The following is a 25,240-nucleotide window of genomic DNA, read 5'->3' as shown; positions in this document are numbered from 1 at the left end:
CGCGGCATCCTCGGCTCGCTGCTCATCGTGACGATCCTGTACGTCGCGGTGTCGCTCGTGCTCACCGGCATGGTGCCCTACACCGAGTTGTCCCATGGCGACGCGACCCTTGCCACGGCGTTCGGCATCCACGGGGTGACCTGGGCGAAGAACATCATCTCGATCGGCGCCCTCGCCGGGCTCACCACGGTGGTCATGGTGATGTATCTCGGGCAGACCCGGGTGCTGTTCGCGATGTCGCGTGACGGGCTGATGCCGCGCAAGCTCTCGCACACCGGTAAGAACGGCACGCCGGTGCGGGTCACCGTCATCGTCGGCGTGGCGTGCGCGCTGCTGGCCGGGTTCGTGGACTTCGGCACACTGGAGGAGATGGTCAACATCGGGACGCTGTTCGCGTTCGTGCTGGTGTCGGTCGGTGTGCTCATCCTGCGACGCACGCGTCCGGACCTGCCGCGTGGATTCCGGGTTCCGCTGGTACCGCTGATCCCCATCCTGGCGGTGCTGGCGTGCGCGTGGCTGATGCTGAATCTCTCGGTGGAGACCTGGCTGCGGTTCCTGGTGTGGATGGTGATCGGGTTCGTCGTCTACTTCGCCTACTCGCGGCACAACTCCGTGCTCCGGAAGGCTTCCGTCACCTAGTGCGCGGCCGGAGTTCGAGTGTGGGGTGGCGGCGGATAGCCTGACGCCGTGTCGCAGCGTGAGTTGGTTGTTCTCGGGACCGCTAGTCAGGTGCCGACGAAACAGCGAAACCACAACGGGTACCTGCTCCGGTGGGACGACGAGGCGATCCTGTTCGATCCCGGTGAGGGCACGCAACGGCAGATGACCTATGCCGGTGTGACCGTCACCGGGCTCACCCGGATCGCCATCACCCATTTCCACGGCGACCACAGTCTCGGGCTGGCCGGAGTGGTGCAGCGGATCAACCTCGACCGGGTGCCGCATCCGGTCGACGTCTGCTTCCCGGCGTCCGGCGCGGCGTACTACGAGCGCCTGGTCAACGCGACGTCGTACTATCACCGCGCCGAGCTGCGGCCTCGCCCGATCCTCGCCCCGGGTCCCGTCGACCTGCCCGAGGCCCCGTTCACGGTGACGGCGGTGCGGCTCTCCCATCCGGTGGACACCTTCGGCTATCGGCTCAGCGAGCCGCCCGGCCGGCGCATTCTGCCGGACCGGTTGCGCGCCCTGGGATTGCGCGGCCCGATCATCTCCGAACTGCAACAGCGCGGCAGTGTCGAATCCGAGGGGCGCACGATCACTTTGGCGGAGATCAGCGAACCGCGCTCCGGTCAGAGCTTCGCCTTCGTGATGGACACCCGGCTGTGCCCAGGAATCGGGGAGCTGGCCGCCGACGTCGACATGCTCGTCATCGAAGCCACGTTCCTGGACGCCGACGAACACCTGGCTCTCGAATACGGCCATCTCACGGCGGGCCAAGCCGCCCGGGTGGCCGCCGACGCAGGCGTTCGCACCCTGGTGCTCACCCACTTCTCCCAGCGCTACCGCGACCTCGACGAGCACTTGGCCGAAGCGGCGAAGTACTTCTCCGGTGAGATCCACATAGCCACCGACCTCGCCAGGATCCCGCTGCCACCCCGGCACTGACACCCCGCCGCGAACATCCGACACGCCGAGATGACTCGCGGACGCTAACACCAGCCCGCCGCCACCGATCTAGTTCTCTGGGACGCCTGCCAACCCGGGCTGCGAACAACCGCCACCGGCGCCGGTCACCCGACCGCGCCGTCCGACACCCGGCCACGGCCGACGCCCCGCCACCCCGACAAATTGTCGGAATTCCGGTACAGCCGTACGACTCGGTACGCTGTCCCGGACGCCCCTATAGCCCAATTGGCAGAGGCAGCGGACTTAAAATCCGCCAAGTGTCGGTTCGAGTCCGACTGGGGGCACTTACTGAGCCGAAGGTAGATCGCTTTCCTCGCTGCCCTTCGCACCCGTGCAGACGCCCTCCGTCTGCAGTCCTCGGGTCGAGCTATTGTGCCGACCTGTACCAGGGAGCTGGCAGTGCGAGCGCTAGGACATCGGCCCATTCCACGAAAATTCGGTCGACCAGGTGAGTCCTGCCGTGTGGTCGGTAAGGGTCAGCTCGAAGTCCCAGGGCGTGTCTGCGATGTCGTCCGGGATCGGGGCCTGGAAGGTTCTGATCGTTCGTGTCGCCGAGGTCGATTCGCCGGCCACCACCTCCGAGGTTCCGAAGTTGGCGCGCAGGACGGCATCGACCTCGTAGTCCCAGATGGATGGTGCGCGTTCGTCGAGCGCGGTTGCGGTGTAGAGGAACTCGATGCCGTTGGGATCGAGCGTGATCGGTCCGATCCAGGCCTCGATCGGACCATCCTCGTCGGTGACGAAAGCTGGATTCGTCAGCATGGCCAATCGGCCCCGTGGATCGCCCAGCGGCGCTGAGTAGGCGATGTCGTTCGGCCGAGACAGTCGCCTCACCCAGGGACCGTCGGTGGTGACGTCGTCGATGGTCAGTTCGATATCGACCGGTGTCGTATCCGGGCCGAGGTCGGGCAATGTGAAGGTCGTGCCGGCGTGGGTGTCGGACGAACTGCTTCCCCAGCCCACGTCGGTGGCCACACCGTTGGCCAGTGCCGACACCCCGACCTGGTAACTCCGCAACGACGGCGCGGCATCGCCGACCACTTCCGCCGCGAGGGACAGCCGCAACCCGGTGGGCGTACGCAACGCTGGTCCGACCCAACTCAGAATTCCGTTGCTGCCGTCGGACACGAATTCCGGGGGCGCCCACACGGCCAGTACACGATCGGTAGTGCGCTCGCTCGGTGACATCGTCGGCTGTGCTCCTCTGGATCGCGTTGGCGGAGGCGGAACGATCTGTTCGGGCCCTGCGATCGCCCCTAGATCATGCCTAGCTCGTCGGTGCCGGATTTGGTGACGTTGATGTCGCCCATCTGTACGAGATGGACAAGATCGGCACGCCCTGTGTCTTAGTGATCGGTGCTACTGGCTGCACGGCACGGGCAGTGGGCGATCGCGACATGACGTAGCTGTAACGGCGGTGAGTTGCGGGCCACCCGGCCCGCAACCTGTCAGCGTGAGAGTCCGTGGGCGCGGGCGATTATGCGTTCCATGGCGGTGCGGGGGAGGAGGCGGCGGAGGGTGAAGAGGGCGGGGGCATTGCTGCCTACGGCGTAGAGGGGTTGGGGGCGCGGGGCTTCGATCGCTTTGACGATCGTGGTGGCGACCTTTTCAGGGGTGATGCCCTTGGACTGGTTTTCGTCGAGTTTCGCCATGAAGGTCGTGAAATCGGCGGTGTGGGGGGAGCCGTCGGTGAGGTACTTGGTGCGGCGTTCGCGCAGGCCGGTGTCGATCTGGCCGGGCTCGACGGCGGTGATCCAGACGCCGAAGGGGGATTCCTCGAAGCGGGCGGCGACCGCGAAGCCACGCAGCGCCGCCTTGGTGGCGACATAGGAGGAGCGGTAGGGCATGGGGAAGCTGGCGAGCATCGACCCCACCATGACGACACGCCCGTAGCGGCGATCCCGCATGCCGGGCAGCACCGCCTTGGTCAGGGCGATCGGGCCGAGCACATTCAGTTGGAACAGTCGCTCGACGGCGTCGGTGGGCAACTCGGCCAGCGGCCCCGCCTGGCTCTCGCCCGCGTTGTTCACGAGCACGTCGACGTGGTCCAGACCGGCGGCGAAGGCCTCGATCGAAGCCGGATCGGTGAGGTCGAGCGCCCGATACTCGACCCCCGGCAGCACGGCGTCCGAACCGATGGCGTCGGGATTGCGGCTGGTGCCGATCACCCGATACCCCCGCCCGGCCAGCGCGGCGGCCGTAGCCTTCCCGATTCCGGACGACGCACCGGTGACCACAGCGACGCGAGACATAACGCTCCTTTCGACGGCAACATGCTGACGATATCGTCAACTCTCGCTCTGTGCTACCAGAAAGTAACTTCGGTGCCGTCGATGTGCCGCGGAGCCGACCGCGGCGTCGATGCGCCCGCCCAGTCCAATGGTGGTGGGAAACGGGAGTACAACACGTGGTGGCGGCTCGGATATTGCCCATTGAATTCTGCATGGCGGGGTCGAGCCCGGACGCGGCGTCGGCGGGCTGTCATGCGTGCCGCGCTCGCGTGGTTCGCGGGTCTGTGAGCTGGGCGGACGGGTGTGCGTGGCGATGTGAGATGCGCACCGGCTCAGTCGAAATCGTTCACCGGAGGGAAGTTCTTCCGGATGTCGGCGGTGGAGGGATGGGGGCTAGTGTTGGCCGGCGCGGTGCGGGCCGGAGACGCTGCCGCGTTACCCCCGACGCCGAGGAGATTGTGGTGGTTGTCGATACCGTCCGTGAGGAACAGGCGATCCGTCAGATGACGGAGCGGCTGGTCGAAAACTACACCGAGACTTATTCTCCGGACCATATCGAGAGCGCCGTCGGTGCGGCGCGGCAGAAATTCGAGGGCCGCCCGGTGCGGCAGTTCGTTCCGATTCTGATCGAGCGGTTGGTGCGGCGGGAATTGGAGAAGTCTCCCGCGGCGGAAGTGCAACCCACCACGGTCCCGATGGACAAGTCGCCGCAGGCCCCCGCCGCCGCTCCCGGAAAACTGCCGGAGCTCCGTGAGCTTTTGTCGTCCAAGAAGCGTTTCGCACCGTACGCCGTGGGCGCTGTCGTCGTTCTGACGGTGATCGCCGTGGTTCTCGCCGTGCGGCAACCCGCTCCGGAGGCGCCCACCGCCGCGCCCGCCGCGGCGCTCACGGTCGTCCACGGTGTGGTCGGCTCGGAGAAGATGCCGTTCTTCCAAGACCCCAAGGTGATCGACGCGCTGGCGCGCAACGGCGTGCGCGTCGAGGTCGAGCCCGCCGGTTCGCGGCAGATCGCCACGTCCATCGATCTCACGAAGTTCGATTTCGCCTTCCCGTCCAGCGAACAGGCCGCCGAGCGAATCCAGCGGCAACGCAACGTGACCGCGAAATACACGCCGTTCTCCTCGCCGATGGCTGTCGCGACGTTCGCACCGATCGCCGAGCTGCTCACCCGGGCGGGAGCGGTGCGCCCCGGCCAGGCGCCGACGCTCGACCTGCGCCGCTACCTCGAGCTGGTCCGCAACGGCACCCGCTGGGACGAACTGCCCGACAACACCGCCTACCCGGTGCGCAAGAACATCCTGATCTCCACCACCGACCCGCGCAGCTCCAACTCCGCGGCCATGTATCTGGCCGCGGCGAGCTACGTCGCGAACAACAACACGATCGTGCAGGGGCAGAACGCCGAGCAGGCCGTCCTCCCCGCGGTGTCGCGGCTTTTCGTGGGCCAGGGTTATACCGAGAACACCACCGAGGGCCCGTTCAACAACTATCTCGCCACGGGTATGGGCCCGACGCCGATGGCCTGGATCTACGAGGCGCAGTACGTCGAGGCGACCGTGCGCGGCCAGATCAAGCCCGAGATGACGCTGCTGTACCCGTCACCGACGGTGTTGTCCCGGCATACGCTGGTGCCGTTCGGTGCGACGGGTGATCGGCTCGGGCGCCTGCTGTCCACCGACCCGGAATTGCAGCGCCTCGCCGCCGAGCACGGCTTCCGCACCAACGACGGCGCCCAGTTCGCGAAGGTCGTCGCAGAACGCAACGTCCCGGTGGCCCCGGACCTGCTGGACGTCCTCGCCACCCCGACCTACGACACCCTGGAGCACCTACTCGACGGAGTAACCAAGTCCTACAACTGAACCCGGAGCGGATCGCCGCTCGCGTTTCGGTGGAGAGGAACCGGGCACCCTTTCCGCATCAGATACCGGAACAACGGCCGGTATCGCGGCGGGAGGAACAACCAGTGACAGCGGACGACGGCCCATGGGAGATCCCTCCGATCGATGACGCCCCGGATATCGCGCGCGACTCCGCGCCGCCGCCCGGAGCGACGATGGCCGACACCAGGAACTGGCCGGGGTACGGGTTGCTGCTGGTCGCCGCGGCGGGTGCGATCACCGCGGCGGTGCTCGCCGGCTGGGGGTTCGGCAGGCTCTCGGTCGTGGCCGCGATCATCACCGTCGTCTTCCTGTTGATCGGGGTCGGCCTGATCGTGCTGGAGCAGGTGCGGGCGCGCAGGCACGCCGAACAGCCCGCCGAACGGGCCACCGTGCCGCCGGGGTACTGACGAGCGTCAATCCCGGGGCAGGAAACCCGACTCGATGAACTCCCGGACGAAGGTGTCCACCACCGCACGGTCGATCTCCGGGCAGGCCATGCCGGTGTCCGCGAGCGCGGCGCGGGTGTGGTCGTCGGCCCAGTCGAGGTGACCGGCGAGTCCGGCGAAGTCGTGGCTCAGCAGGGCCGCGCGCACCAGCGAATCGTCGCCGAGCGCGTCGCGCCGCCGCGCTTCCCTGGCCAGGCCCGCGCGCACCGTGTCCTCCGGCATCGTCGCCACCGGCAAACCGTGCGCGCGCAGACTGGCGAGGATCTCCCCGACCGCTACCGGGGCCCGGTTGACCAGGTGATACACGGTTTCCGAGCGCGGACGAGCCGAGATCTCCACGATCGCGCTCGCCACGTAGTTCACCGGAACCAAGGAAACGGTCGCGTCGCCCACGTCGGGCGCCATGCCGAGCATCGCGGCGGCTCGCACCATGTTCCACAGCGAATCCTGCGGGCTGTTCACGCCTACGTCCGGGCAACCGCAGATGGTGCTCGGACGGTAGATGGCGACGGGCACACCACGTTCGCCTGCTTGGCGGACCAGTTCCTCGGCGGCCCATTTGGAGGCGAGGTAGCCGTTGCCGGACACCTGCTCCGCGGGTAGCCGGATGTCCTCGGTGACCACCGGCGAATCCGGCGTCGCGGCGACCGCCGCGCCCATGGTGGAGACCAAGTGGAACGGCTTGACCCGCCGCGCCGTCGCCAGCCGCAACAACTCGCGGGTGCCCTCGACGTTGGCCTGCCGTAGCCGGGCATAAGGGTCGACGTGATTGACGCGCGCGCCGTTGTGATAGATCACGTCGATGCTGTCGGCCAATCGGTCGTAGTCGGCGGGGTCGAGGCCGAGGCGCGGTGCGGTGAGGTCGCCCGCGACGACGACGATCCGCTCTGCGGCGGTGGTCCCGGAGAGCCGGTAGTGGCTCAGCGCACCGAGGATTCGGTCGATGCCTTCCTCGGCGTCGGCGGCGCGCACCACGCACCACACCCTCGCCTCGGTGCGGTCCAGCAGGGCTTGCAGCAGGTGTACGCCGAGAAAACCGGTCGCGCCGGTCAGCAGGATCTCCTGTGGCGGACCGGTGTGCGCGGGCTCGCATCCGCCGATGCCGATCTCCGGCTCCAGCACGGCGTCGCGTTCCGGTGTCGCCGCGGTGGGGGTGGACCCGCCCGCCAGTCGCGCCGCGAGGCCGCCGACGGTCGGGGCCGCGAGGATCGCCGACATCGGCACGTCGCGGCGGAGCCGCTCCGACAGCCGCTGGTGCAACGTGAACGCGAGCAGTGACGACCCGCCGAGTTCGAAGAAGTCGTCGGCCACCCCGATCGGGGACACGCCGAGCACGTCGGCGAAGACCTCCGCGACCGCGCGCTCCAGCGCGGTGCCGGGCTGCGCACCGGTGCGTGCGGCGAACACCGGCTGGGGTAGCGCGGCGCGGTCGAGCTTTCCGCTGGTGTTCACCGGGAACGCGTCGAGCGCCAGCACCGCCGTCGGCACCATGTAACCGGGCAGCACGCGGGCGACAGACTGACGCACGACATCCGGGTCGACCGTGGCCCCCGGCGCGGCGACGACGTAGCCGACCAGCCGGTCCCCGGCATCGGAGCCCTTGACCGCCACCGCGGCCCGGCCCACCGCCGGGTCGGCCAGCAAAGCCGCTTCGATCTCACCGAGTTCGATGCGGTGGCCGCGGACCTTGACCTGGAAGTCGGTGCGTCCCAGATAGTCCAGGGTGCCGATGCGGTTCCAGCGCACCAGGTCACCGGTCCGGTACATCCGTTCGCCCGGGTGCAGCGGATCGGCGACGAACCGGGCCGCGGTCAGACCCGGCGCGCCATGGTAACCGCGGGCCAGTTGAACCCCACCGAGGTAGAGTTCGCCCGCCACTCCCACCGGAACCGGCCGCAACCGGTCGTCCAGCACGTGGCAGCGCGAATTCCATTCCGGCACACCGATGGATACGCCGGCCGCGGTGCGATCGGCGGCCGAGACCGCGTGTCGCGTGATACTCACCGCGGCCTCGGTAGGTCCGTACAGGTTGTGCAACTCGGCCTTGGTCACGTTCGCGAAGGCACGCGCGGTTTCCGGCGGCAGCGCCTCCCCGATGACGAAAACAGCTCGTAGCGAGGACAGTTCGTCCGCCGTTGCCTGCTGGGCGAATATGGTGAGCATCGCGGGAACGAAATCGGTGAGCGTCACCCGGTGCTCGGCGATCAGCCGGGACAGCGCCGCCGGGTCGCGATGCTCGTCCGGTCCGGCCAGCACCATCCGCGCGCCCGCGCGCAGCGGCAGGAAGTAGCCCCACAGGGACACGTCGAAGGTCGCGGGAGTTTTGTGCAGATAGACGTCGGTGGCGTCGACACCGTATTCCGCCTGCATCCAGGCGAGCTGGTGCACGATCGCCCGATGGCTGATCGCCACGCCCTTGGGGCGGCCGGTCGACCCGGAGGTGTAGATGAGATAGGCGGGGTGGTCGGCGTGCCACGGTGTCCGGCGCTCGGCGTCGAGCACGGGTTCCGCGCCGAAGCGGTCGAGGTCCAGAGTGTCGACGTCGTAAGCCTCGGCCGCGGTGAAACCGTCCGCCGCGGTGGTCAGCACGCACCGGGGCGCCGCCGATTCGAGCACATACCGGATGCGTTCGGCCGGGTGTCCCGGGTCGATCGGCACCCAGGCCGCGCCCGCCGCCACGATCGCGTGCAGCGCGACGACCTGCTGGATCGACCGCCGCATCGCCACCGCGACGACGGTCTCCGCACCCACGCCTCGTTCGATCAGCCAGCGAGCCAGCCGCGCGGATCGTTCGAGCAGTCGCGCGTAAGTGAGCGTCTCGGACCCGCAGACCACCGCGATCGCGTCCGGCGTCGCCGCGGCCTGTCGCGCCGTCGCGGCGGTGAGCGGCTCGGCCCGCACGTCGTGCTCGGCTCCGGCGCCCCAGGAGCGGATGCGTTTGTGCTCGACCGGGTCCATGATGTCGATGTCGCCGACCACGGCGTCCGGCTCGGCCGCGACCCGCAGCAGGGTGCGGATGTAGCCGTCGAGGAAGCGCTGCACCGTGTGCTCGTCGAACAGGTCTGTGCTGTAACCGAATCGGATGATGATCTCGCCGGGCTCGCCGTCGTCGTCGCGGATGTCGACCACACCGATGTGCAGATCGGTTTTCGCCGTGTCGGCGTCCACGTCGAGGAACGACACGTTGGGGCCGGACAGGTCCAGGGTTGCCTGCGTGAAGTTCTGGAACGCGAAGCCGACCTGGTAGAGCGGGTGGCGTCCGGGTGATCGGGTCGGATCGACGGCGTCGACCACGTGCTCGAACGGCACCTCGGAGTGCGCGAAATTGACCAGATCCCGTTCCCTGGTGCGGCGCAGCAGAGCGGTGAAACTCTCCGCGGGCTCGATCCTGGTCCGGGAGACGGTGGTGTTGACGAACATGCCGACGACATCCGCGAGCGCGGGCTCGGCCCGGTTGGTCATCGGCACGCCGATCGCGATGTCGTCGCTTCCGGACAGGCGGGCCAGCAGCACGGCGAGCGCCGAGCGCATCACCATGAACAGCGTCGATCGGTGGGCGCGCGCGACGGTGAGCAGGTCGCGGTGCAAGCTCGCTGGCACCGTCCGCTGAGTGGCCGAGCCGCGAAGTGTGGCCACCGGCGGGCGCGGCCGGTCGGCGGGCAGATCGAGTTCGTCGGGCAGACCGGCCAGCTCGCCGGTCCAGTACGCCAGTTGCCGCGACAGCGGTGAATCGGGGTCGTCGCGGGAACCGAGCAGATCCTGCTGCCACAGGGCGTAGTCGGCGTACTGCACATCCGGTGGCAGCCAGGCCGGGGCGGCCCCCGCGCTGCGGGCGGCGTAGGCCAAAGCGACGTCGCGGGCCAGCGGCGCCAGTGAGGATCCGTCGGCGCAGATGTGGTGGAGGGCGCAGACCAGGACGTACTCGGTGGGGGTGCGCAGCAGCCGGACGCGCAGCGGCACCTCGGCCGACACGTCGAACCCGTGCCGCAGGATCGCGCGGACCCGGTCGGGTACCGCGTCGTCGGACAGTTCCTCCACCGCGAAATCGTCGACCACCTGCTCGGTGCCGAGGATGAGTTGCCGCGGTCCGGTCGCGTCGGCGGGATATCGCGTACGCAGCGACTCGTGCCGCTCGACCGTGTCGGCGAATGCCGCGCGCAAGGCGGGAATATCCAGCTCCGACAGCCGCAGCGCGAAGCCGATGTTGTCCACCGAGGACGTCGTGTCGAACTGGTTGCGCAGCCAGAACCGCAGCTGGGCCGGCGACAGCGGGATGCGCTCCGGCCTGGTCCGTGCGCGCAACACCGGGCGTGCAGTGTCGAATTGCTGCGAGCGGATCGCCTTGGACAAGGTGGCGACCGTCGGATGGTCGAACACCAGCCGGGGTGGGATGCGCAGCCGCCATGTTTCGCTCAGCCGCGCGGCGACCTGCGTCGCCAGCAGCGAGTTGCCGCCCGCCGCGAAGAAATCGGCGTCGGCACTGAACCGTTCCCGGCCCAGCACGCGTGCGAAGACCTCGGCGACCGTCTCCTCGCCGAGGTCGACGGCGGGCCGGTAGTCCGGCTCGTCCAGTGCGCGCACGCGCAGCGCGGGCCGATCGGCCTTGCCCGTCGGGGTGCGCGGGATCCGATCCACGACCGTGATCGTGTTGGGCACCATGTACTTCGGCAGCAGCGCGGCCAGCGCGTCGGCCAGCGTGGCGGGGTCAGGGGCATGGCCCGGTTCGGGTTGGACGAAGGCGGCGAGCGTGGTCTCACCCGCGGCGGTCTTGCGGTCGACGGTCACGGCCAGCCGGACGCCGGGCTGTGTCGAGAGGATGGCGTCGATCTCGCCGAGTTCGATCCGGAAACCCCTGACCTTGACCTGGTCGTCGGCCCGCCCGAAATAGTCCAGATGGCCCGAGGTGGTGCGCCGGACGAGGTCGCCGGTGCGGTACATCCGCGAGCCGGGCGGTCCGAACGGATCGGCGAGGAACCGCTGTCCGGTCAGATCCGGGCGTCCGTGGTACCCCCGCGCCACCCCGGGCCCGGACACGTACAGCTCGCCGACGACGCCGACGCCGACCGGGCGCAACCGGTGATCGAGTACCTGGCAGCGCATACCGGGCACAGCCGACCCGATGGTGACCGGTGCGTCCGGTGACAGCGGCGGGCTCAGCGTCGCCACGATGGTGGATTCCGTCGGGCCGTAGGCGTTGTGGAACAGACGGCCGTCGCCTGCCCAGTGCCGGGGCAACATCGGCGGGCACGGCTCGCCGCCGACCATGACCGAACGCAGGGCGGGCAGTCCGGTCGGCTCGATCGTGGCCAGCGCGGACGGAGTGAGGAAGGCGTGGGTGATCGCCTGCCGTGCGAGCAGTTCCACCAGCGCGGTGCCGCCGTACAGGGTCGGTGGGGCGATCACCAGCGTGGCGGCGGAGCAGATCGCGAGCAGCAACTCCAGCACCGAGGCGTCGAAGCTCGGTGACGCGAAGTGCAGCACCCGCGCGTCTTTGTCCAGCGCGTGGCGCGCGGCCAGTTCGGCGCACAGCGGGGCGAGCCCGGCATGGGTCACGGCGACGCCTTTCGGGCGTCCGGTCGATCCCGATGTGTAGATCACGTAGGCCGCGTGGGTGGCGCGAAGTCGGACGGGGCGTTCGAAATACGCGATAGGGCTCGCGGGATTCGCCGCCACCTGTGCGATCACTTCGGCATCGTCCAGCGCGAGCCAGCGCACCTCAGTGGGTAGTGTCGCCACGTGGGCGGCCTGGGTCAGGCCCAGCGCGGCACCGCTGTCGATGACCTGGAACTTGATGCGGGACAAGGGAAGTGCCGGATCCACAGGGACGAACGCCGCACCGGACTTCGCGATCGCCCACACCGCGAGCACCGAATCGAGCGAACGTGGCAGCGCCACCGCTACCGCTGTTTCGGGGCCCGCGCCCGCGGCGATCAGCGTGCGGGCCAGCCGCGAGGAGCGCGCGTCGAGGTCGCGGTAGGTGATCTCGCTGTCGTCGCAGACCACAGCGACGCCGTCGGGATTGTGCTCCGCGGCGGCGGCCAGCAGCGCGGCGAACGTCGGCGTGGCCGATTCGGCGGATCTGCGGCGGCGGCCTTTCCGGGCGGGTGGACGAGTATCCCGGATACCGCTGGTCATGTAATCGTCCCGTTCCGCGTGGCAGTAAACGGCCAGATGCTACAGCCGCACGGCGGGATTCCTCAACGATGAGAAGGCGATACCGCTCCGGTCGAACGGCGGCGTGTGCCGCGATGCCGTCGGGCAGGCGTGAGCCCGGCCGGTACGGTTCAGCGGGTGCCGTGCCCCTGACAGGCGGTCAGCGCGGTATTCTTCGTGGCGTTGAACCGGTCGATCGCCGCGTTCAAAGTGTCGGTGTCGGCGCGGCGGGCCAGCGTGTCGGCCGAGGCGTTGGTGTCGTCGCGGTAGGCGCGGACAATCCGAAGGTATGTCGCGGGGCCCGCCCCGCCGGGCCCGCGCCGATAACGATGGCCAACCGATATCGGCGCGGGGGAGCGGTTCAGCTCTGGCCGAGCATGACTCGCATCTGCGCTATTTCGGCCTGCTGGGCGGCGATGATCCGCTGAGCGAGCGCCTTCGCGTCGGCGTTCTCGCCCTCGGCCAGCTCGGTCTGGGCCATGGCGATCGCGCCCGCGTGATGTTCGATCATCATGGTCAGCCATTGACGGTCGAAGTCCGGACCCGATGCCGCGTCCAGCGCCGCCATCTGTTCGGCGGACATCATGCCCGGCATTTCGTGGCCGCCGTGCCCCTCGCTCGGGGTGGGCGCCGGTTTGCCGAAGCTCTGCAAGAGGGTGGTGATCTGCTGCATCTCCGGCGCTTGCGCTTGCTCCACCTGCGTGGCGAGCGCGCGCAACTGCTGGTTGTCGGTGTGCGTCGGCACCAGCCGCGCCATCTCGACGGCTTGGGCGTGATGCGGATACATCATCTGGAGGAACATCACGTCCGCGTCGTTGTGCGCCGCTCGGGCGGGTGCGGTCGTTACGGCCGCCGTGGTGGTCGAGGTGCCGTGCTCGGTGGTGTGCCCGGTGTCGGCGTCGCCGCATCCGGCGAGGCTCACCGCGGCCGCCGCGGCGAGAGCGAGGGCCGATCGGGTGCGAGTGATGAACATGGGGTCGCTCCTTGCGAAGTGCGAAGTCTGAGGACGGAGTGGACTGCGCTGCCACCGTGGTTCGGACACACGGCGGCGACGGAGCTGTCAGATCCGCAGAATCGCCAGTTCGGCCAAGGTGAGCACGGTCCACGGCGGCGGTCGTGCACGCCGCGCCCGCCAGTGCCGCGGTCGTGCCGCACCGCCGCTGGGGCGATCGAACGCCAATCGGCGGAGCAGCACCAACGCGGCCAGCGCGATGGAGGCGGCCAAGATGAACACGCAGCCGTGCAGTGCGCTGTGCTCGCTGTCGCACCCGCCGCCCGCGCAGTGGGACATCTTCGCCGCGACGGTCGCGTGCCATGACGCGCCTGAGGCCGCCTCGACGGCTCGAGGCGCAGATGAGTCGTGGTGCGCCCTGTCCTGCGGCGGAAGTCGATCGTGGCCGGCCGGAGCGCTGTCCGGGGTTCGCGGTGTGGCCTGTCGATGAGGAAACCCGGGTGCGGCGGCAGCTCGTTCGAGTCCGTCGGCTACCGCGTCGGAGGCGGGCGCGAGGGTGTGCATGCCGGCCGCGTGGGCGTGGCCGGAGAACCCGAAGACCGCCGAATGCATCGCGACGACCCCGGCGACCAACGCCAGCACCCCTAGGAGCTGGGCGAGCCCGGCGGCGGGAAGTGCGCGGCGGTCGACCACGAGTACCGAGTCTAGCCCCCGCTCTCGGTATACCCGTTGGCGGTACCGGTATCTAGGAGCTTGCGACGTCGACCACCAACCGGGTCGGGTTGGACAGCGTGGTGACGGTGAAGGAGGGCCGGTCGGCCCGCACGCCGATGAACGACTGCGTCACGCCCTCGAACACCGTCGTCCGGTAGACGCCCGCGATGCCGGAGACCGCCGCGTCGACGGCCGGGTCCGGGCCCTGGTACGGCGTCACGCCGCTGTCGAACGGGTAAGCCGAGCCCAGGATTCGTACTTCCAGGATCGATCGGCCCGCCACGTCCACCGGATTGCCACTGGCGTCCTGCACCGCCCGGTCGGTGTACCGGACGATCCAACCGGGCGTGCCCGCCCCGCCGAGTTCGTAGACCACGCGATCGAAACCGGGCTGACTTCCCAGCCGCACATCGGTCACCGTGAGCGCGGCGTCGCCGGAAGGCTTGCCCTGCTTCGGTGCGGTGTCCCCGGGGGCTGGGGCCTGCGCTACCTCAACCGACGTGGCGGTGTTCGACGCAGCCGGTAGGCCCGGTGCCGTCTCGCCGTCCCCGCAGCCCGCGAGCAGTGCCGTCGCGACCGCGACCATGAGCACCATCCTGTTGCGCATGGCCCGATGCTACTCAGCGAAAGGCCGCGGACGGCGTAACCGGAGAGCGTTGCGAGGGATTCGCCATCGGTCGGCCGCAAACTACGCGGGGGTGCGAACACTCGTGCACCTCGAATGGTCGGCCTGCCGAGTCCGATTAATTGCTATTTGATTGCCATGGTTTTTGTCCTGTGTGCGAGAGTCCTGCCGTGGCCGGTGGAGTGGGCGCCGGCGCCGGATCGCCCCTCCGTCGAGCCCGAGAGGATCGGCGGTTGATCGAACGCCGTATTCATCGATGCGTCCGCGAAACCGCCTGCCCTGACCGGATTCAGCGTGCGGATCGCCATGCCGGGAATCCGGCGGGATCGATAGGGCGGGGTGGGCGCGACCATGCGGCAACGATCTAGCACACTTGAGGCGTGGGAAATGTCGAGGACGTACTTGGCCGGTTGCGGCGGTATCCGGACGTGGAGGCGCTGAACCTCTACGCCGTCGACGCCGCCGATCGGCTGATCCTCGACGTCGCGGCCGACGCCCTCGCGACTGTGGATAGCGGGAAAGTAGCCATCATCGGTGACGCCTATGGTGCACTGACCCTCGGCGCTATCGCGGGACACGATCTGCGCGACGTCCGGGTACATCAGGACTTGCTCACCGGCGAACTCGCCCTCGCGAACAACGCCCGCGCGGCGGGCATGTCGGATCGCTACACCGCGCACCCGCTCGGCCCCGAGTTGCTGCGCGATGCCCAGGTGGTCCTGCTTCGCCTGCCCCGGATGCTGGCCGGTCTGGCCGAGGTCGCCGACGCGATCGCGCGCTACGCGGATCCGGCGGTCGAGGTGTTCGCGGGCGGGCGGGACAAGTATCTGACCAAGTCGATGAACGACGTTCTGGCGCAGTCGTTCTCCGAGGTGCGCGCCAGCCGTGGCAGGCAGAAGTCGCGGACCCTGCTGGTGGCCGGACCCAAACCCGTCGCCGGTCGGCCGTTCCCGGTGCGCGACCGGCTGGACGAACTCGGTCTCGACGTGGTCGCGCACGGCGCGGCATTCTCCGGGGCCCGCCTGGACATCGGCACCAGGTTCCTGCTCGAGCACCTGAGACTGATGAAGCCGGACGCGCGCGACGCCATCGATCTCGGCTGCGGCACCGGCATCCTTGCCGTCGCCCTGGCCACGGCGCGGCCGGGCATCAAGGTGATCGCCACCGACCAATCCGCCGCCGCGGTCGCCTCGGCGCGGGCCACCACCGAGGCGAACGGGGTCGCCGACCGAGTGTGCGTTGTGCGCGACGACGCCATGTCCTCGGCGGCGGACAACAGCGCCGACCTGGTGCTGTGCAATCCGCCGTTCCATATCGGCGCGGCCGTGCACACCGGATCGGCCATCAAGATGTTCGCCGAGACCGGGCGGGTGTTGCGCCCGGGTGGAGAGCTGTGGACGGTGTTCAACTCGCATTTGAACTATCGGGCCGTGGTCGAACGGATGGTGGGCCGGACCGAAGTGATGGGCCGCAACCGGAAATTCACCGTGACTCGGTCGGTGCGTGGTCTGCACGACCCACGACAGCGGTAGAGTCCGAATTGTCCGGCTCTGTGTGACTCCCCGGGAACTCGCGACGGATGACAAACGTTGGACAGGGCAGTTGGATATCGAGTGAATCAACTCGATGAACAGCGGCAACGACTCCAGAAAGGGACGCCGTTCACATGCGTACCACGAGCAATCCGGTTTTCAGGAACCTGCCAAGGCAGGAGGGCGGTGGATACGCCAGCTTCGGTTCCGGCGTGAGCTCCGCCGGCCAGTTCGGCAACCAGTACGGCCAATACCCGCAGCAGTACGGCCAGTACCAGCAGGCTCCCCCCACCACGCGCTCGATGACCATCGACGACGTGGTGACGAAGACGGGCATCACCCTCGCGGTGCTCGCGCTGTCCGCGATCGTCTCCTACGGCCTCACCAACGCCAACACCTCGCTCGCGCCGCTGTTCGTGATCGGCGGCGGCCTGGTCGGCCTGGTGCTCGTGCTGATCGCGACCTTCGCGAACAAGATGGACAACCCGGCGATCGTGTTGTCCTACGCCGTCGCGGAGGGCCTTTTCCTCGGCGCACTGTCGTTCATGTTCACCAATATCGAGTTCGGCGGGGTCGGCGGTAGCGCGCTGATCGGTCAGGCGGTGCTGGGCACCTTCGGTGTCTTCGCCGGCATGCTCGTGGTCTACAAGACCGGCGCCATCCGCGTGACGCCGCGATTCACCAGGATCATCGTCGGCGCCATGATCGGCATCCTGGTCCTGATGCTGGGCAACCTCGTCGCCAGCTTCTTCATCGACGGCGGCCTCGGCCTGCGCGACGGCGGTCCGCTGGCGATCGTGTTCAGCCTGGTGGTCATCGCCATCGCCGCGTTCAGCTTCCTGCTCGACTTCGACGCCGCCGATCAGCTGATCCGCGCGCAGGCTCCGGAGCGGGCGGCCTGGGGCGTCGCGCTCGGCCTCACCGTCACCCTGGTGTGGCTGTACGTGGAGATTCTGCGGCTGCTGAGCTACTTCCAGAACGACTAGCCATACGACGAAAGGGCGGTCGCCGGATATCCGGCGACCGCCCTTGTCGTCTGCGGGTCAGCTCAAACGCTCGATGACCATCGCCATGCCCTGGCCGCCGCCGACGCACATGGTCTCCAGACCGAACTGCTTGTCATAGGTCTGCAGGTTGTTGAGCAGCGTGGTGGTGATCCTGGCGCCGGTCATGCCGAACGGGTGGCCCAGCGCGATCGCGCCGCCGGAGACGTTCAGCTTGTCCTCATCGATCTTCAGCTCCCGGGCCGAGCCGAGGACCTGCACCGCGAACGCCTCGTTGATCTCGACGAGGTCGATGTCATCGATGGTCTTGCCCGCGAGCGCCAGCGCGCGCTTGCACGCCTCGATCGGGCCGAGACCCATGATCTCCGGCGACAGGCCGGACACGCCGGTGGACACGATCCGCGCCAGCGGCGTCAGGCCCAGCTCCTTGGCCTTGGTGTCGCTCATGATCACCAAAGCGGCCGCGCCGTCGTTGAGCGGACAGCAGTTGCCCGCGGTGACGGTGCCGTCCGGGCGGAACACCGGCTTCAGCGCGGACACCGCCTCGTAGGTGACGCCGGCGCGCGGGCCGTCGTCCTTGCTGATCACGGTGCCGTCCGGCAGCGTGACCGGGGTGATCTCGCGCTCGAAGAAGCCGTTCTTGATCGCTTCCTCGGCGCGGTTCTGCGACCGCACGCCCCAGCGGTCCTGGTCCTCGCGGGTGATGCCGGTGGAGGTCGCCACGTTCTCGGCGGTCTGGCCCATCGCGATGTAGACGTCCGGGATCAGGCCGTCCTCGCGCGGGTCGTGCCAGATGCCCGCGCCGCCCTCCGCGGTCTTCGCGGTGCGCTCCTGCGCTTCGGCGAACAGCGGGTTCTGCGTGTTCGGCCAGCTGTCGGCGGAACCGTTCACATAGCGCGACACGGTCTCCACACCCGCGGAGATGAACACATCGCCTTCGCCCGCCTTGATCGCGTGGAAGGCCATCCGGGTGGTCTGCAGCGACGAGGCGCAGTAGCGGTGCACCGTGGTGCCCGGCACGAAGTCGTAGCCGAGCTGCACGGCGACGACACGGGCGATGTTGAAGCCCTGCTCACCGCCAGGCGAGCCGCAGCCCAGGATCAGGTCGTCGATCTGGGCGGGGTCCAGGGCAGGCACCTTGTCGAGCGCTGCCCGCACAATCTGCGTGGTCAGATCGTCGGGCCGCAGGTCGACCAGCGAACCCTTGCGGGCCCGGCCGATCGGGGAGCGTGCGGTCGAAACGATGACGGCCTCAGGCATGAGGACTCCTTGGGTCGGACGGTTCTGGCGAACCGGAGTTGTTACTCACGGGTTCGTACCGAATCTACGTCCCGTCCCCGAGTACCGAAAGCGCCTGTCCCGCCCAGTGCCTCCAGCAGCGCCGGGAGCAATTGCGCGGCGGCCAGTTCGTAGCCGGCCGCCGACGGGTGGAAGCCATCGGCGGCGAACAACAGCTCCGGCGCGGCGCGGAACTCGGGGGCGAGCAGGTAACCCATGCGCACGGGTTGCCCGCCCGCGACCGTCGTCGCCACGTGCTGCGCCTTGGCCAGCCGTACGCTCCAGTTCTGCACGACGGTGCGCAGCGGCTGGGGAATGGCCGCGACCGTGCCGAGATTCGGGCAGGTGCCGACCACCACCACCGCGTCGGCGCGGCGCAACCGGGCGACCGCAGCGGCGAGCCTGCGCGCGGAGGCGCGGATCGAGTGCTTCTTGGTGACGTCGTTGGCGCCGACCAGGATGACCGCGGCATCCTGCGGCGGGCCCGCGACGAACATCGCGTCCACCTGCCCGGCCAGGCCCTTGGATGTGGCGCCGGAGATCGCCTTGGTGCTCAGGCGGATCCGCTGCCCGGTCGCCTCGGCGAGTCCTCGGGCCAGGCGCACGCCCGGCACCTCCTCGGCCACCGCGCAGCCGAGGCCCGCCGCGGTGGAGTCGCCGAAGATCATCAGATGGAGGTCGGCGTGCTTGCCCGCACGCCATGGCTCGGGCTCCGCGCAGCCCGCGGTGTAGATGCCGTCGGCTTCCGGCGGCTTCGAGGTATCCCGGCCGATCACTCCGCGCGCGACGCCCGCCTGCGCCATGAGCAGACGGTAGGTCGCCCACCACGCGGTCCCCGCGCCGGAACCGGCGAGCACGGCCGCGGCACCGGTCAGCGCGGCCGCGCGCCAGCGAAACCGAGGTGCGCTCACGCTGCTACCCGAGCACGGGCATCGGTCAGCCCGGGACCACGAACGTGCCGCGGGCCGGGATGCTCGCCGCGTCGGTGGAGATGGTGACCTCGACCAGGCCGGGGCCGGTGTCCTGGAACAGCGCGTATTGGATGCTGCCGTAGATGCCGGTGACCACGATGTTGTCGTAGCTGCCCGTCGCGCCGGTGGTGACGTTGCGCCACGCCACAGTGGTGCGGACCTCGCACAGCGGCGCCAGCGGGTAGGAGCCCGGCCCGATGCCGCTCACGGGCAGCGCGCGCACGTTGAGGATGGCGCGCCCGGGCCATTCCGGACCGGTGTCGGCCCAGGTGCGGATGCTGGTCCAGCACAGACCGCCGCGCGCGAGCGTCGGCACCTGGGGGAATTCGACGGTGGCCGCCTCCGCTCGAGCGCCGGCTCCGGCCACTAGGGCCACTGCCGATCCGGCCAGAAGCATTGCGGCGCGGGCGATGTTCGGCTGCCTCATGGCAGCGATCCTAAGGCCGCAGGCGCCGGTTCGCCGGTAGTCCGCGGCCGCTGCACACGGCGTGCGCGAACTCACAGTTAGTGCGTCTGCAACTATGGGGTCCATGCGCATCGCGGATCATGTCGTGGATCTCATCGGCAACACGCCGCTGGTCCGGTTGAACTCGGTCGTGGGACCGAACGCGGGGCTGGTCGCGGCCAAGATCGAATACTTGAACCCGGGCGGCAGCTCCAAGGACCGGATCGCGGTGAAGATGATCGACGCCGCCGAGCGGTCCGGGAAGCTGCGGCCCGGCGGCACCATTGTCGAGCCCACGTCCGGCAACACCGGCGTCGGCCTCGCCCTGGTCGCGCAGCAGCGCGGCTACAAGTGCGTGTTCGTCTGCCCGGACAAGGTCAGCGAGGACAAGCGCAACGTGCTGCGGGCTTACGGCGCCGACGTCGTGGTCTGCCCGACCGCCGTGCCGCCGGACCACCCGAACAGCTACTACAGCGTCTCCGACCGCCTGGTTCGTGAGATCGACGGCGCGTGGAAGCCCGACCAGTACTCCAACCCGGGCGGCCCGGAAAGCCACTACGAGACGACCGGCCCGGAGATCTGGCGCGACACCGACGGCAAGGTCACCCACTTCGTGGCGGGTGTCGGCACCGGCGGCACCATCACCGGCACCGGCCGCTACCTGAAGGAGGTCTCCGGCGGGAAGGTGCGGATCATCGGCGCCGACCCGGAGGGTTCGGTGTACTCGGGCGGCACCGGGCGGCCGTACCTGGTCGAGGGCGTCGGCGAGGACTTCTGGCCGTCGGCCTACGACCCCGCCGTGCCGGACGAGATCATCGCGGTCTCCGACGCGGATTCCTTCGAGATGACCCGTAGGCTCGCCCGCGAGGAAGGCCTGCTGGTCGGCGGTTCCTGCGGCATGGCGGTCGTCGCGGCCGTCGAGGTGGCGCGGCGCGACCCGGACGCGGTGGTCGTGGTGCTGCTGCCCGACGGTGGACGCGGCTACCTGTCGAAGATCTTCAACGACGAGTGGATGAGTTCCTACGGGTTCCTGCGCGAACGGCTGGACGGCACGGCCGAACCGCTCGTGGGCGACGTCTTGCGCGGCAAGTCCGGCGAGCTGCCGGACCTGGTGCACACCCACCCGTCGGAGACGCTGCGCGACGCGATCGAGATCCTGCGCGAGTACGGCGTCTCCCAGATGCCCGTGGTCGGCGCCGAGCCGCCGGTCATGGCGGGCGAGGTCGCGGGCAGCGTGTCCGAACGCGACCTGCTGTCGGCGGTCTTCGAGGGCCGGGCCAACCTGACCGATTCGGTGGCCCAGCACATGAGCCCCTCGTTCCCGCTGATCGGTTCGGGCGAGCCCATCTCCGCCGCGACGAAGGCGCTCTCGGACACCGACGCGCTGATGGTCGTCGAGGACGGCAAGCCCGTCGGCGTGATCACCCGCCACGACCTGCTCGGTTTCCTCAGCACGGGCAACATCGGGAAGTAGCCGAGACCGCTGCGAGCGGCGAACCCGGAAGCCGAGTCACGGCGGCTTCCGGCCGAACGCTTATGCCGGTCTCCTGCCGCGGACCGTTTCGCGGACGCCGCCGGTGATCAGGTCGGTCCATTCGTCGGCCAGCAGCGCCAGTCGGTACCAGGCTGCGTGCACCCGGGTGTCGGACACTTTCTCGGCGGTGTGCAGCAGATGGCTGGCGTGGACGTGGGCGGCGGCCATGCGGTCGACCGTGGCGCCGATGGATTCGCTGCGCAAATGGTCGGTCGCACGCCTTCGCGGCAGTCGGTCGACCACCCACGCATCGATCGTGGCCACCAGTTCGGCGCGGCGGCAATCTATTCCAGCGGCGGCCAGCGGATCGGAGTGGCGCTGCCGGTGCAGCGCTGCCAGCGTCCTGGCCCAGCCGAGCAAGGGGTGGTCTTCGCCCGACTCGCTCGGGTGCCCGCCGAAGGCGGCGACCAGTTCGCGCTGATCCGGCAGCGGCCGTACGACGCCGTGCGAGCGTCGTGGCAGATGGTCACGCACGAACATGGCCGGCTCCCAGTGCATTCGGAGCGGACCGCCGTGCGCCGGGGTCGATCGACAAGCTGTGCATCGCGCACCTCCCATGGTGTGGTGGTGGAGGCATCGCCCCAATGCCGGGTCCCTCTAAAGGATGCGCGCTTTCGCTGGCCTACCGGTGACACCCACATGGCACTTGAATGACAAGACGTAACAATCCGCTAGCTTCCGCCCGCACACGCCTGTGAGGTGCGGTCTCGCGCGCCCGGTGCATCTCAGCACAGGTCGTCGCGGGTGTGCGGACGTATCCGTGCGCGAGCGAGTCAGCCGGGGAGGATCTGGTGGGTCATCGCGAAGACGGCCGCGCCCGCCCGGGTGTGGCGGCCGGTCTTGGAGCGGATTTCGGCCAGATGGTGGGTGACGGCGCGCTCGGGCAACAGCAGTTCGGCGGCGATCTCGCGGCCGCAGCGGCCGCGGGCGCTCAGCCGGAGGATGTCGGTCTCGGCCTCGGACAGGCCGTGGACAGCGGGGATGGTGATGTCGTCCGCGGCGGCACGGACGACGGCGGCACAGGCATCGCCGTCCAGTCGGCCCGCGGCGACCTCGGCCGCTAGTTGGGCAGCGGCTTCCTCGGGCCGGGCGGCGGGGCGATAGGGCCGCGCTTCGGTGCAGGCCGCGAAAACATCGGCGGCCGCGAGTAATCGAGCCCCGGGTGGAAGGTCGCGCTTGCCCCGCGGGTAACCGCTGCCGTCGAGTCGTTCGTGGTGCCCCGCCGCGAGATCGGCCAGCGCCGCCAGCCCGGGGCAGCGGCGCACGATGCGCTCGGTCCGAAGACTCTGCAGCCGAACGCGTTTCCAGTCCCAGGGTCCCAGCGGGCCGCGACGGTCCCAGACCGCGCTGGACACCGCGACCCGGCCGAGATCGTGCAGCAGGGCGGCGGCGCGCAGTGCCGCTCTTTCGTCGGCGGGCACGCCCATTCGTACGGCCGCGGCATCGGCGAGCCCGGCCACGTGCGCCGAATGCCCCAGCAGATAACGGCCTTTCAAGTCGACGATCATGGCCAGCGCCAGACCGGGCCGGTCGAGTTCGGCGGACGGAAGCGAAGACCGCGTCCCCGGTTCCGCGGCGAGGACGGCGGCCAGCAGGTCGGGAACGTCGAGCACCGCGCGGATGACATCGGCATCGCAGACGGCCACCAGGTCGGGGTCGAGATGGCCGCCGGCCCGGCGCCGCAACTCGTCCAGAACGACGCCCTGCCGTCTCGCCACGGTGCCCAGAGCGGAGCGTGTGCTGTCATGCGGGGCAGCTGGATGCGCGTCGCCGTGGCCCGAGACGGTCGCGAGTTCATCGCCGACCGCGTCGAGCGCGAGCACCGCCTGTTCGGCTACGTGCAGAACGCGGCCCGCGATCGAAATGGACTCCCCGCGCAGCCGGTTCGGCGCACCCAGTCCGTCCCAGCGTTCCTCCACCTCGGTCAGGGCGCGGACCGACGCATTCGGCAGACCCAGGTGCGAGCCGAGCGCCTGGACGACCTCGCTCGACGAGCGCAGCGCCTGCGTGGCGCCGGACCGCAACCGGGCGACGAACCGATTGCGCAGCGCCGATTGGGCGGCGGGCGCCCAGCCGCCGAATCGGCGCAGTTGCTCGGTGAAGACGGCGGAATCGCCCGGATCCAGCACGTGGCAGGCGCGCTGGAAGGCGATGTCGTCGGCATACGCCTGCGCGTTCTCCGAGGCGCGGCCGGTACATCCGAGATCGCCGAGCAGGGCGGCATGGAACACCGCGCGGCGATCGGCTTCCGGCAGCCCGATCCGCGCGGCCAGGTCGGTGGCGACCAGGCAGGTGGCCAGCCCCTTCTCGAACGGCATCCCGGCGGCGAGATCGGTGGTCAGCGACAGTGCCGCGAAAATCTCGGCGGCGCGGATCGACGACATGCACCCGACAGTAGTGTCCGTGCGCGGCTCGCGCAGACCCGAATCCGTTCTCGGAGATCATGATCCGCGTCGCGACCGAGTCGGCGTCCGATCGGTTACAGAACGGGGGTCCGGCGCGGAAAGGGCGGATTCGCCCGGATGCCGTCGGCGAACGGCATCCGGCAATCCATCCGCACCCTTTTCGCCGCGTTCCGCACCACGCCCAGCGCCGGGACTGGTCGGATCAACGGAGCGCGGTCGCTACGCGGCTCCGCCGCCGAGCGGCTCGTCAGCGGAACGCGTTCGCGTCGGTCAACGCCCGGCCCAGCACGAGCTGGTGTACCTCCGCGGTGCCCTCGTAGGTGAGCACCGACTCCAGATTGTTCGCATGGCGCAAGACCGGGTAGTCGAGCGTGATGCCGTTGGCGCCCAAGATGGTCCGGCACTCGCGGGCGATCGCGATGGCCTCGCGCGTGCTGTTCAGCTTGCCCGCGCTCACCTGCTCCGGCGTGACCGCGCCGCGGTCCTTCAGCCGTCCGATGTGCAGCGCGAGCAGCTGGCCCTTGCCGAACTCCAGCGCCATGTCGGCCAGCTTGGCCTGGGTGAGCTGGTAGGCGGCCAGCGGCTTGTCGAACACCTCGCGGGTCCTGGCGTACTCGATGGTGGCCGCCAGGCACTCGCGCGCCGCGCCGAGCGCACCGAAGACGATGCCGAAGCGCGCCTCGCTCAGGCAGGCCAGCGGCGCGGCCAGTCCCCTCGACTCCGGCAGCACCGCGTCCGCGGGCAGGCGAACCTCGTCCAGGTCCAGTTCCGCGGTGACCGACGCGCGCAGCGACAGCTTGCGGTGCATCTCCCGCGTCGTGAACCCGGGCGTCCCGGCCGGGACCAGGAATCCGCGGATCACCTGCCTGCCTTCGTCCTCGGTCTGCGCCCAGACCACCGCGACATCGCTCACCGAGCCGTTGGTGATCCACATCTTCGAGCCGCTCAGCACCCAATCGGAGCCGTCGCGCTTCGCCCGGGTGCGCATGCCGCCCGGATTCGAACCGAAGTCGGGCTCGGTCAACCCGAAACAGCCGAGCGCGCGGCCCGCGGCCAGCTCCGGCAGCCACCGCTGCTTCTGTTCCTCCGAGCCGAATTTGTGGATGGCGGTCATCGCAAGCGACCCCTGGACCGAGACCATGCTGCGGATGCCGGAGTCCACCGCCTCCAGCTCCTGGCAGGCCAGACCGTAGGTGGTGGCCGACATGCCCGCGCAGCCGTACCCCTCCAGATGCATGCCGAGCAGTCCCAGCGCGCCCAGCTCAGGGGCGAGCTCGCGGGCCGGGAAGGTGCCCGCCTCGAACCACTCCGCGACGTGCGGCCGCAGTCGTTGCGTCGCGAAGCTAGCGACGGTGTCCCGGATCTCGCGCTCATCGTTGGACAGCAGCGTGTCGGTGGCGAACAGTTCTTCCACAGTGACCATGGACTCAGCCTAAAGGGGCGG

20 protein-coding genes and 1 tRNA gene are annotated in these 25,240 nt (G+C 69.3%); 8 read left to right on the top strand and 13 right to left on the bottom strand.

Annotated elements, in window-relative coordinates; genetic code table 11:
- From ACWEO7_RS27390 to ACWEO7_RS27380, 3 genes are all read left to right on the top strand, one after another.
- A partial coding sequence (locus ACWEO7_RS27390) for an amino acid permease (protein ID WP_452427355.1) occupies positions 1 to 639 on the top strand: 639 nt, incomplete at its 5' end.
- A gap of 48 nt (positions 640 to 687) precedes the next feature.
- The gene (locus ACWEO7_RS27385) at positions 688 to 1,605 is read left to right on the top strand and encodes a ribonuclease Z (protein ID WP_452427353.1); all 918 of its coding nucleotides are present in this window, start codon (positions 688 to 690) and stop codon (positions 1,603 to 1,605) included.
- A gap of 231 nt (positions 1,606 to 1,836) precedes the next feature.
- Positions 1,837 to 1,910, top strand: a tRNA-Leu gene (locus ACWEO7_RS27380).
- A 124-nt stretch (positions 1,911 to 2,034) separates the two neighbouring features.
- Here ACWEO7_RS27380 and ACWEO7_RS27375 read toward each other — a convergent pair.
- Together ACWEO7_RS27375 and ACWEO7_RS27370 are read right to left on the bottom strand one after the other, a co-directional pair.
- Complete coding sequence (locus ACWEO7_RS27375; protein WP_452427351.1) at positions 2,035 to 2,814, bottom strand: hypothetical protein; 780 nt, start codon at positions 2,812 to 2,814, stop codon at positions 2,035 to 2,037.
- Positions 2,815 to 3,074: 260 nt separating this feature from the next.
- Entirely contained in the window at positions 3,075 to 3,878 is an 804-nt protein-coding gene (locus ACWEO7_RS27370; RefSeq protein ID WP_450020705.1) for an SDR family oxidoreductase, read from the bottom strand.
- Between the two features lie 440 nt (positions 3,879 to 4,318).
- On the opposite strand from ACWEO7_RS27370, the gene ACWEO7_RS27365 reads away from it, so the two are divergent.
- Complete coding sequence (locus tag ACWEO7_RS27365; RefSeq protein WP_452427349.1) at positions 4,319 to 5,716, top strand: three-helix bundle dimerization domain-containing protein; 1,398 nt, start codon at positions 4,319 to 4,321, stop codon at positions 5,714 to 5,716.
- A gap of 104 nt (positions 5,717 to 5,820) precedes the next feature.
- Positions 5,821 to 6,144, top strand: coding sequence for a hypothetical protein (locus tag ACWEO7_RS27360; RefSeq protein WP_452427347.1), 324 nt, complete (start codon positions 5,821 to 5,823; stop codon positions 6,142 to 6,144).
- A gap of 6 nt (positions 6,145 to 6,150) precedes the next feature.
- Here the strand turns inward: ACWEO7_RS27360 and ACWEO7_RS27355 are convergent, their stop codons facing one another.
- The 5 genes from ACWEO7_RS27355 to ACWEO7_RS27335 form a co-directional block, all read right to left on the bottom strand.
- Complete coding sequence (locus tag ACWEO7_RS27355; protein WP_452427345.1) at positions 6,151 to 12,318, bottom strand: amino acid adenylation domain-containing protein; 6,168 nt, start codon at positions 12,316 to 12,318, stop codon at positions 6,151 to 6,153.
- 379 nt (positions 12,319 to 12,697) lie between these two features.
- Positions 12,698 to 13,309, bottom strand: coding sequence for a DUF305 domain-containing protein (locus ACWEO7_RS27350; protein ID WP_452427343.1), 612 nt, complete (start codon positions 13,307 to 13,309; stop codon positions 12,698 to 12,700).
- 87 nt (positions 13,310 to 13,396) lie between these two features.
- Positions 13,397 to 13,981 carry a hypothetical protein gene (locus tag ACWEO7_RS27345; RefSeq protein ID WP_452427341.1) on the bottom strand — a complete coding sequence of 195 codons (585 nt, stop codon included), beginning with the start codon at positions 13,979 to 13,981 and terminating at the stop codon, positions 13,397 to 13,399.
- A 52-nt stretch (positions 13,982 to 14,033) separates the two neighbouring features.
- Entirely contained in the window at positions 14,034 to 14,609 is a 576-nt protein-coding gene (locus ACWEO7_RS27340) for an AMIN-like domain-containing (lipo)protein (RefSeq protein WP_452427339.1), read from the bottom strand.
- Between the two features lie 143 nt (positions 14,610 to 14,752).
- A complete protein-coding gene (locus ACWEO7_RS27335; RefSeq protein ID WP_452427337.1) occupies positions 14,753 to 14,980 on the bottom strand; it encodes a hypothetical protein in 228 nt (75 codons plus the stop codon).
- 27 nt (positions 14,981 to 15,007) lie between these two features.
- On the opposite strand from ACWEO7_RS27335, the gene ACWEO7_RS27330 reads away from it, so the two are divergent.
- Positions 15,008 to 16,159 carry a class I SAM-dependent methyltransferase gene (locus ACWEO7_RS27330; protein WP_452427335.1) on the top strand — a complete coding sequence of 384 codons (1,152 nt, stop codon included), beginning with the start codon at positions 15,008 to 15,010 and terminating at the stop codon, positions 16,157 to 16,159.
- 134 nt (positions 16,160 to 16,293) lie between these two features.
- Entirely contained in the window at positions 16,294 to 17,145 is an 852-nt protein-coding gene (locus tag ACWEO7_RS27325; protein ID WP_452427333.1) for a Bax inhibitor-1/YccA family protein, read from the top strand.
- A 57-nt stretch (positions 17,146 to 17,202) separates the two neighbouring features.
- Here ACWEO7_RS27325 and ACWEO7_RS27320 read toward each other — a convergent pair whose 3' ends face one another.
- From ACWEO7_RS27320 to ACWEO7_RS27310, 3 genes are read right to left on the bottom strand one after another with little or no spacing between them, the layout of a single operon-like run.
- Entirely contained in the window at positions 17,203 to 18,423 is a 1,221-nt protein-coding gene (locus ACWEO7_RS27320; protein WP_450020723.1) for an acetyl-CoA C-acetyltransferase, read from the bottom strand.
- 41 nt (positions 18,424 to 18,464) lie between these two features.
- A complete protein-coding gene (locus tag ACWEO7_RS27315) occupies positions 18,465 to 19,352 on the bottom strand; it encodes an SGNH/GDSL hydrolase family protein (RefSeq protein ID WP_452427331.1) in 888 nt (295 codons plus the stop codon).
- 25 nt (positions 19,353 to 19,377) lie between these two features.
- A complete protein-coding gene (locus ACWEO7_RS27310; protein ID WP_452427330.1) occupies positions 19,378 to 19,839 on the bottom strand; it encodes a hypothetical protein in 462 nt (153 codons plus the stop codon).
- A 103-nt stretch (positions 19,840 to 19,942) separates the two neighbouring features.
- Between ACWEO7_RS27310 and ACWEO7_RS27305 the strand changes: the two genes are divergently transcribed.
- Positions 19,943 to 21,331, top strand: a complete 1,389-nt coding sequence (locus tag ACWEO7_RS27305; protein WP_195082524.1) for a cystathionine beta-synthase — start codon at positions 19,943 to 19,945, stop codon at positions 21,329 to 21,331.
- Positions 21,332 to 21,391: 60 nt separating this feature from the next.
- Here the strand turns inward: ACWEO7_RS27305 and ACWEO7_RS27300 are convergent, their stop codons facing one another.
- From ACWEO7_RS27300 to ACWEO7_RS27290, 3 genes are all read right to left on the bottom strand, one after another.
- A complete protein-coding gene (locus tag ACWEO7_RS27300; protein WP_450020729.1) occupies positions 21,392 to 21,871 on the bottom strand; it encodes a DUF4254 domain-containing protein in 480 nt (159 codons plus the stop codon).
- Between the two features lie 293 nt (positions 21,872 to 22,164).
- Positions 22,165 to 23,775 (bottom strand): HD domain-containing phosphohydrolase, encoded by a 1,611-nt coding sequence (locus tag ACWEO7_RS27295; protein ID WP_452427328.1) that lies wholly within the window; start codon positions 23,773 to 23,775, stop codon positions 22,165 to 22,167.
- Positions 23,776 to 24,043: 268 nt separating this feature from the next.
- Positions 24,044 to 25,219, bottom strand: a complete 1,176-nt coding sequence (locus ACWEO7_RS27290; RefSeq protein WP_452427326.1) for an acyl-CoA dehydrogenase family protein — start codon at positions 25,217 to 25,219, stop codon at positions 24,044 to 24,046.
- Positions 25,220 to 25,240 lie beyond the last annotated feature (21 nt).

It is taken from the genome of Nocardia sp. NPDC004260 (genome assembly GCF_053603155.1).
This window is presented reverse-complemented; position numbering and strand designations above follow the sequence as displayed.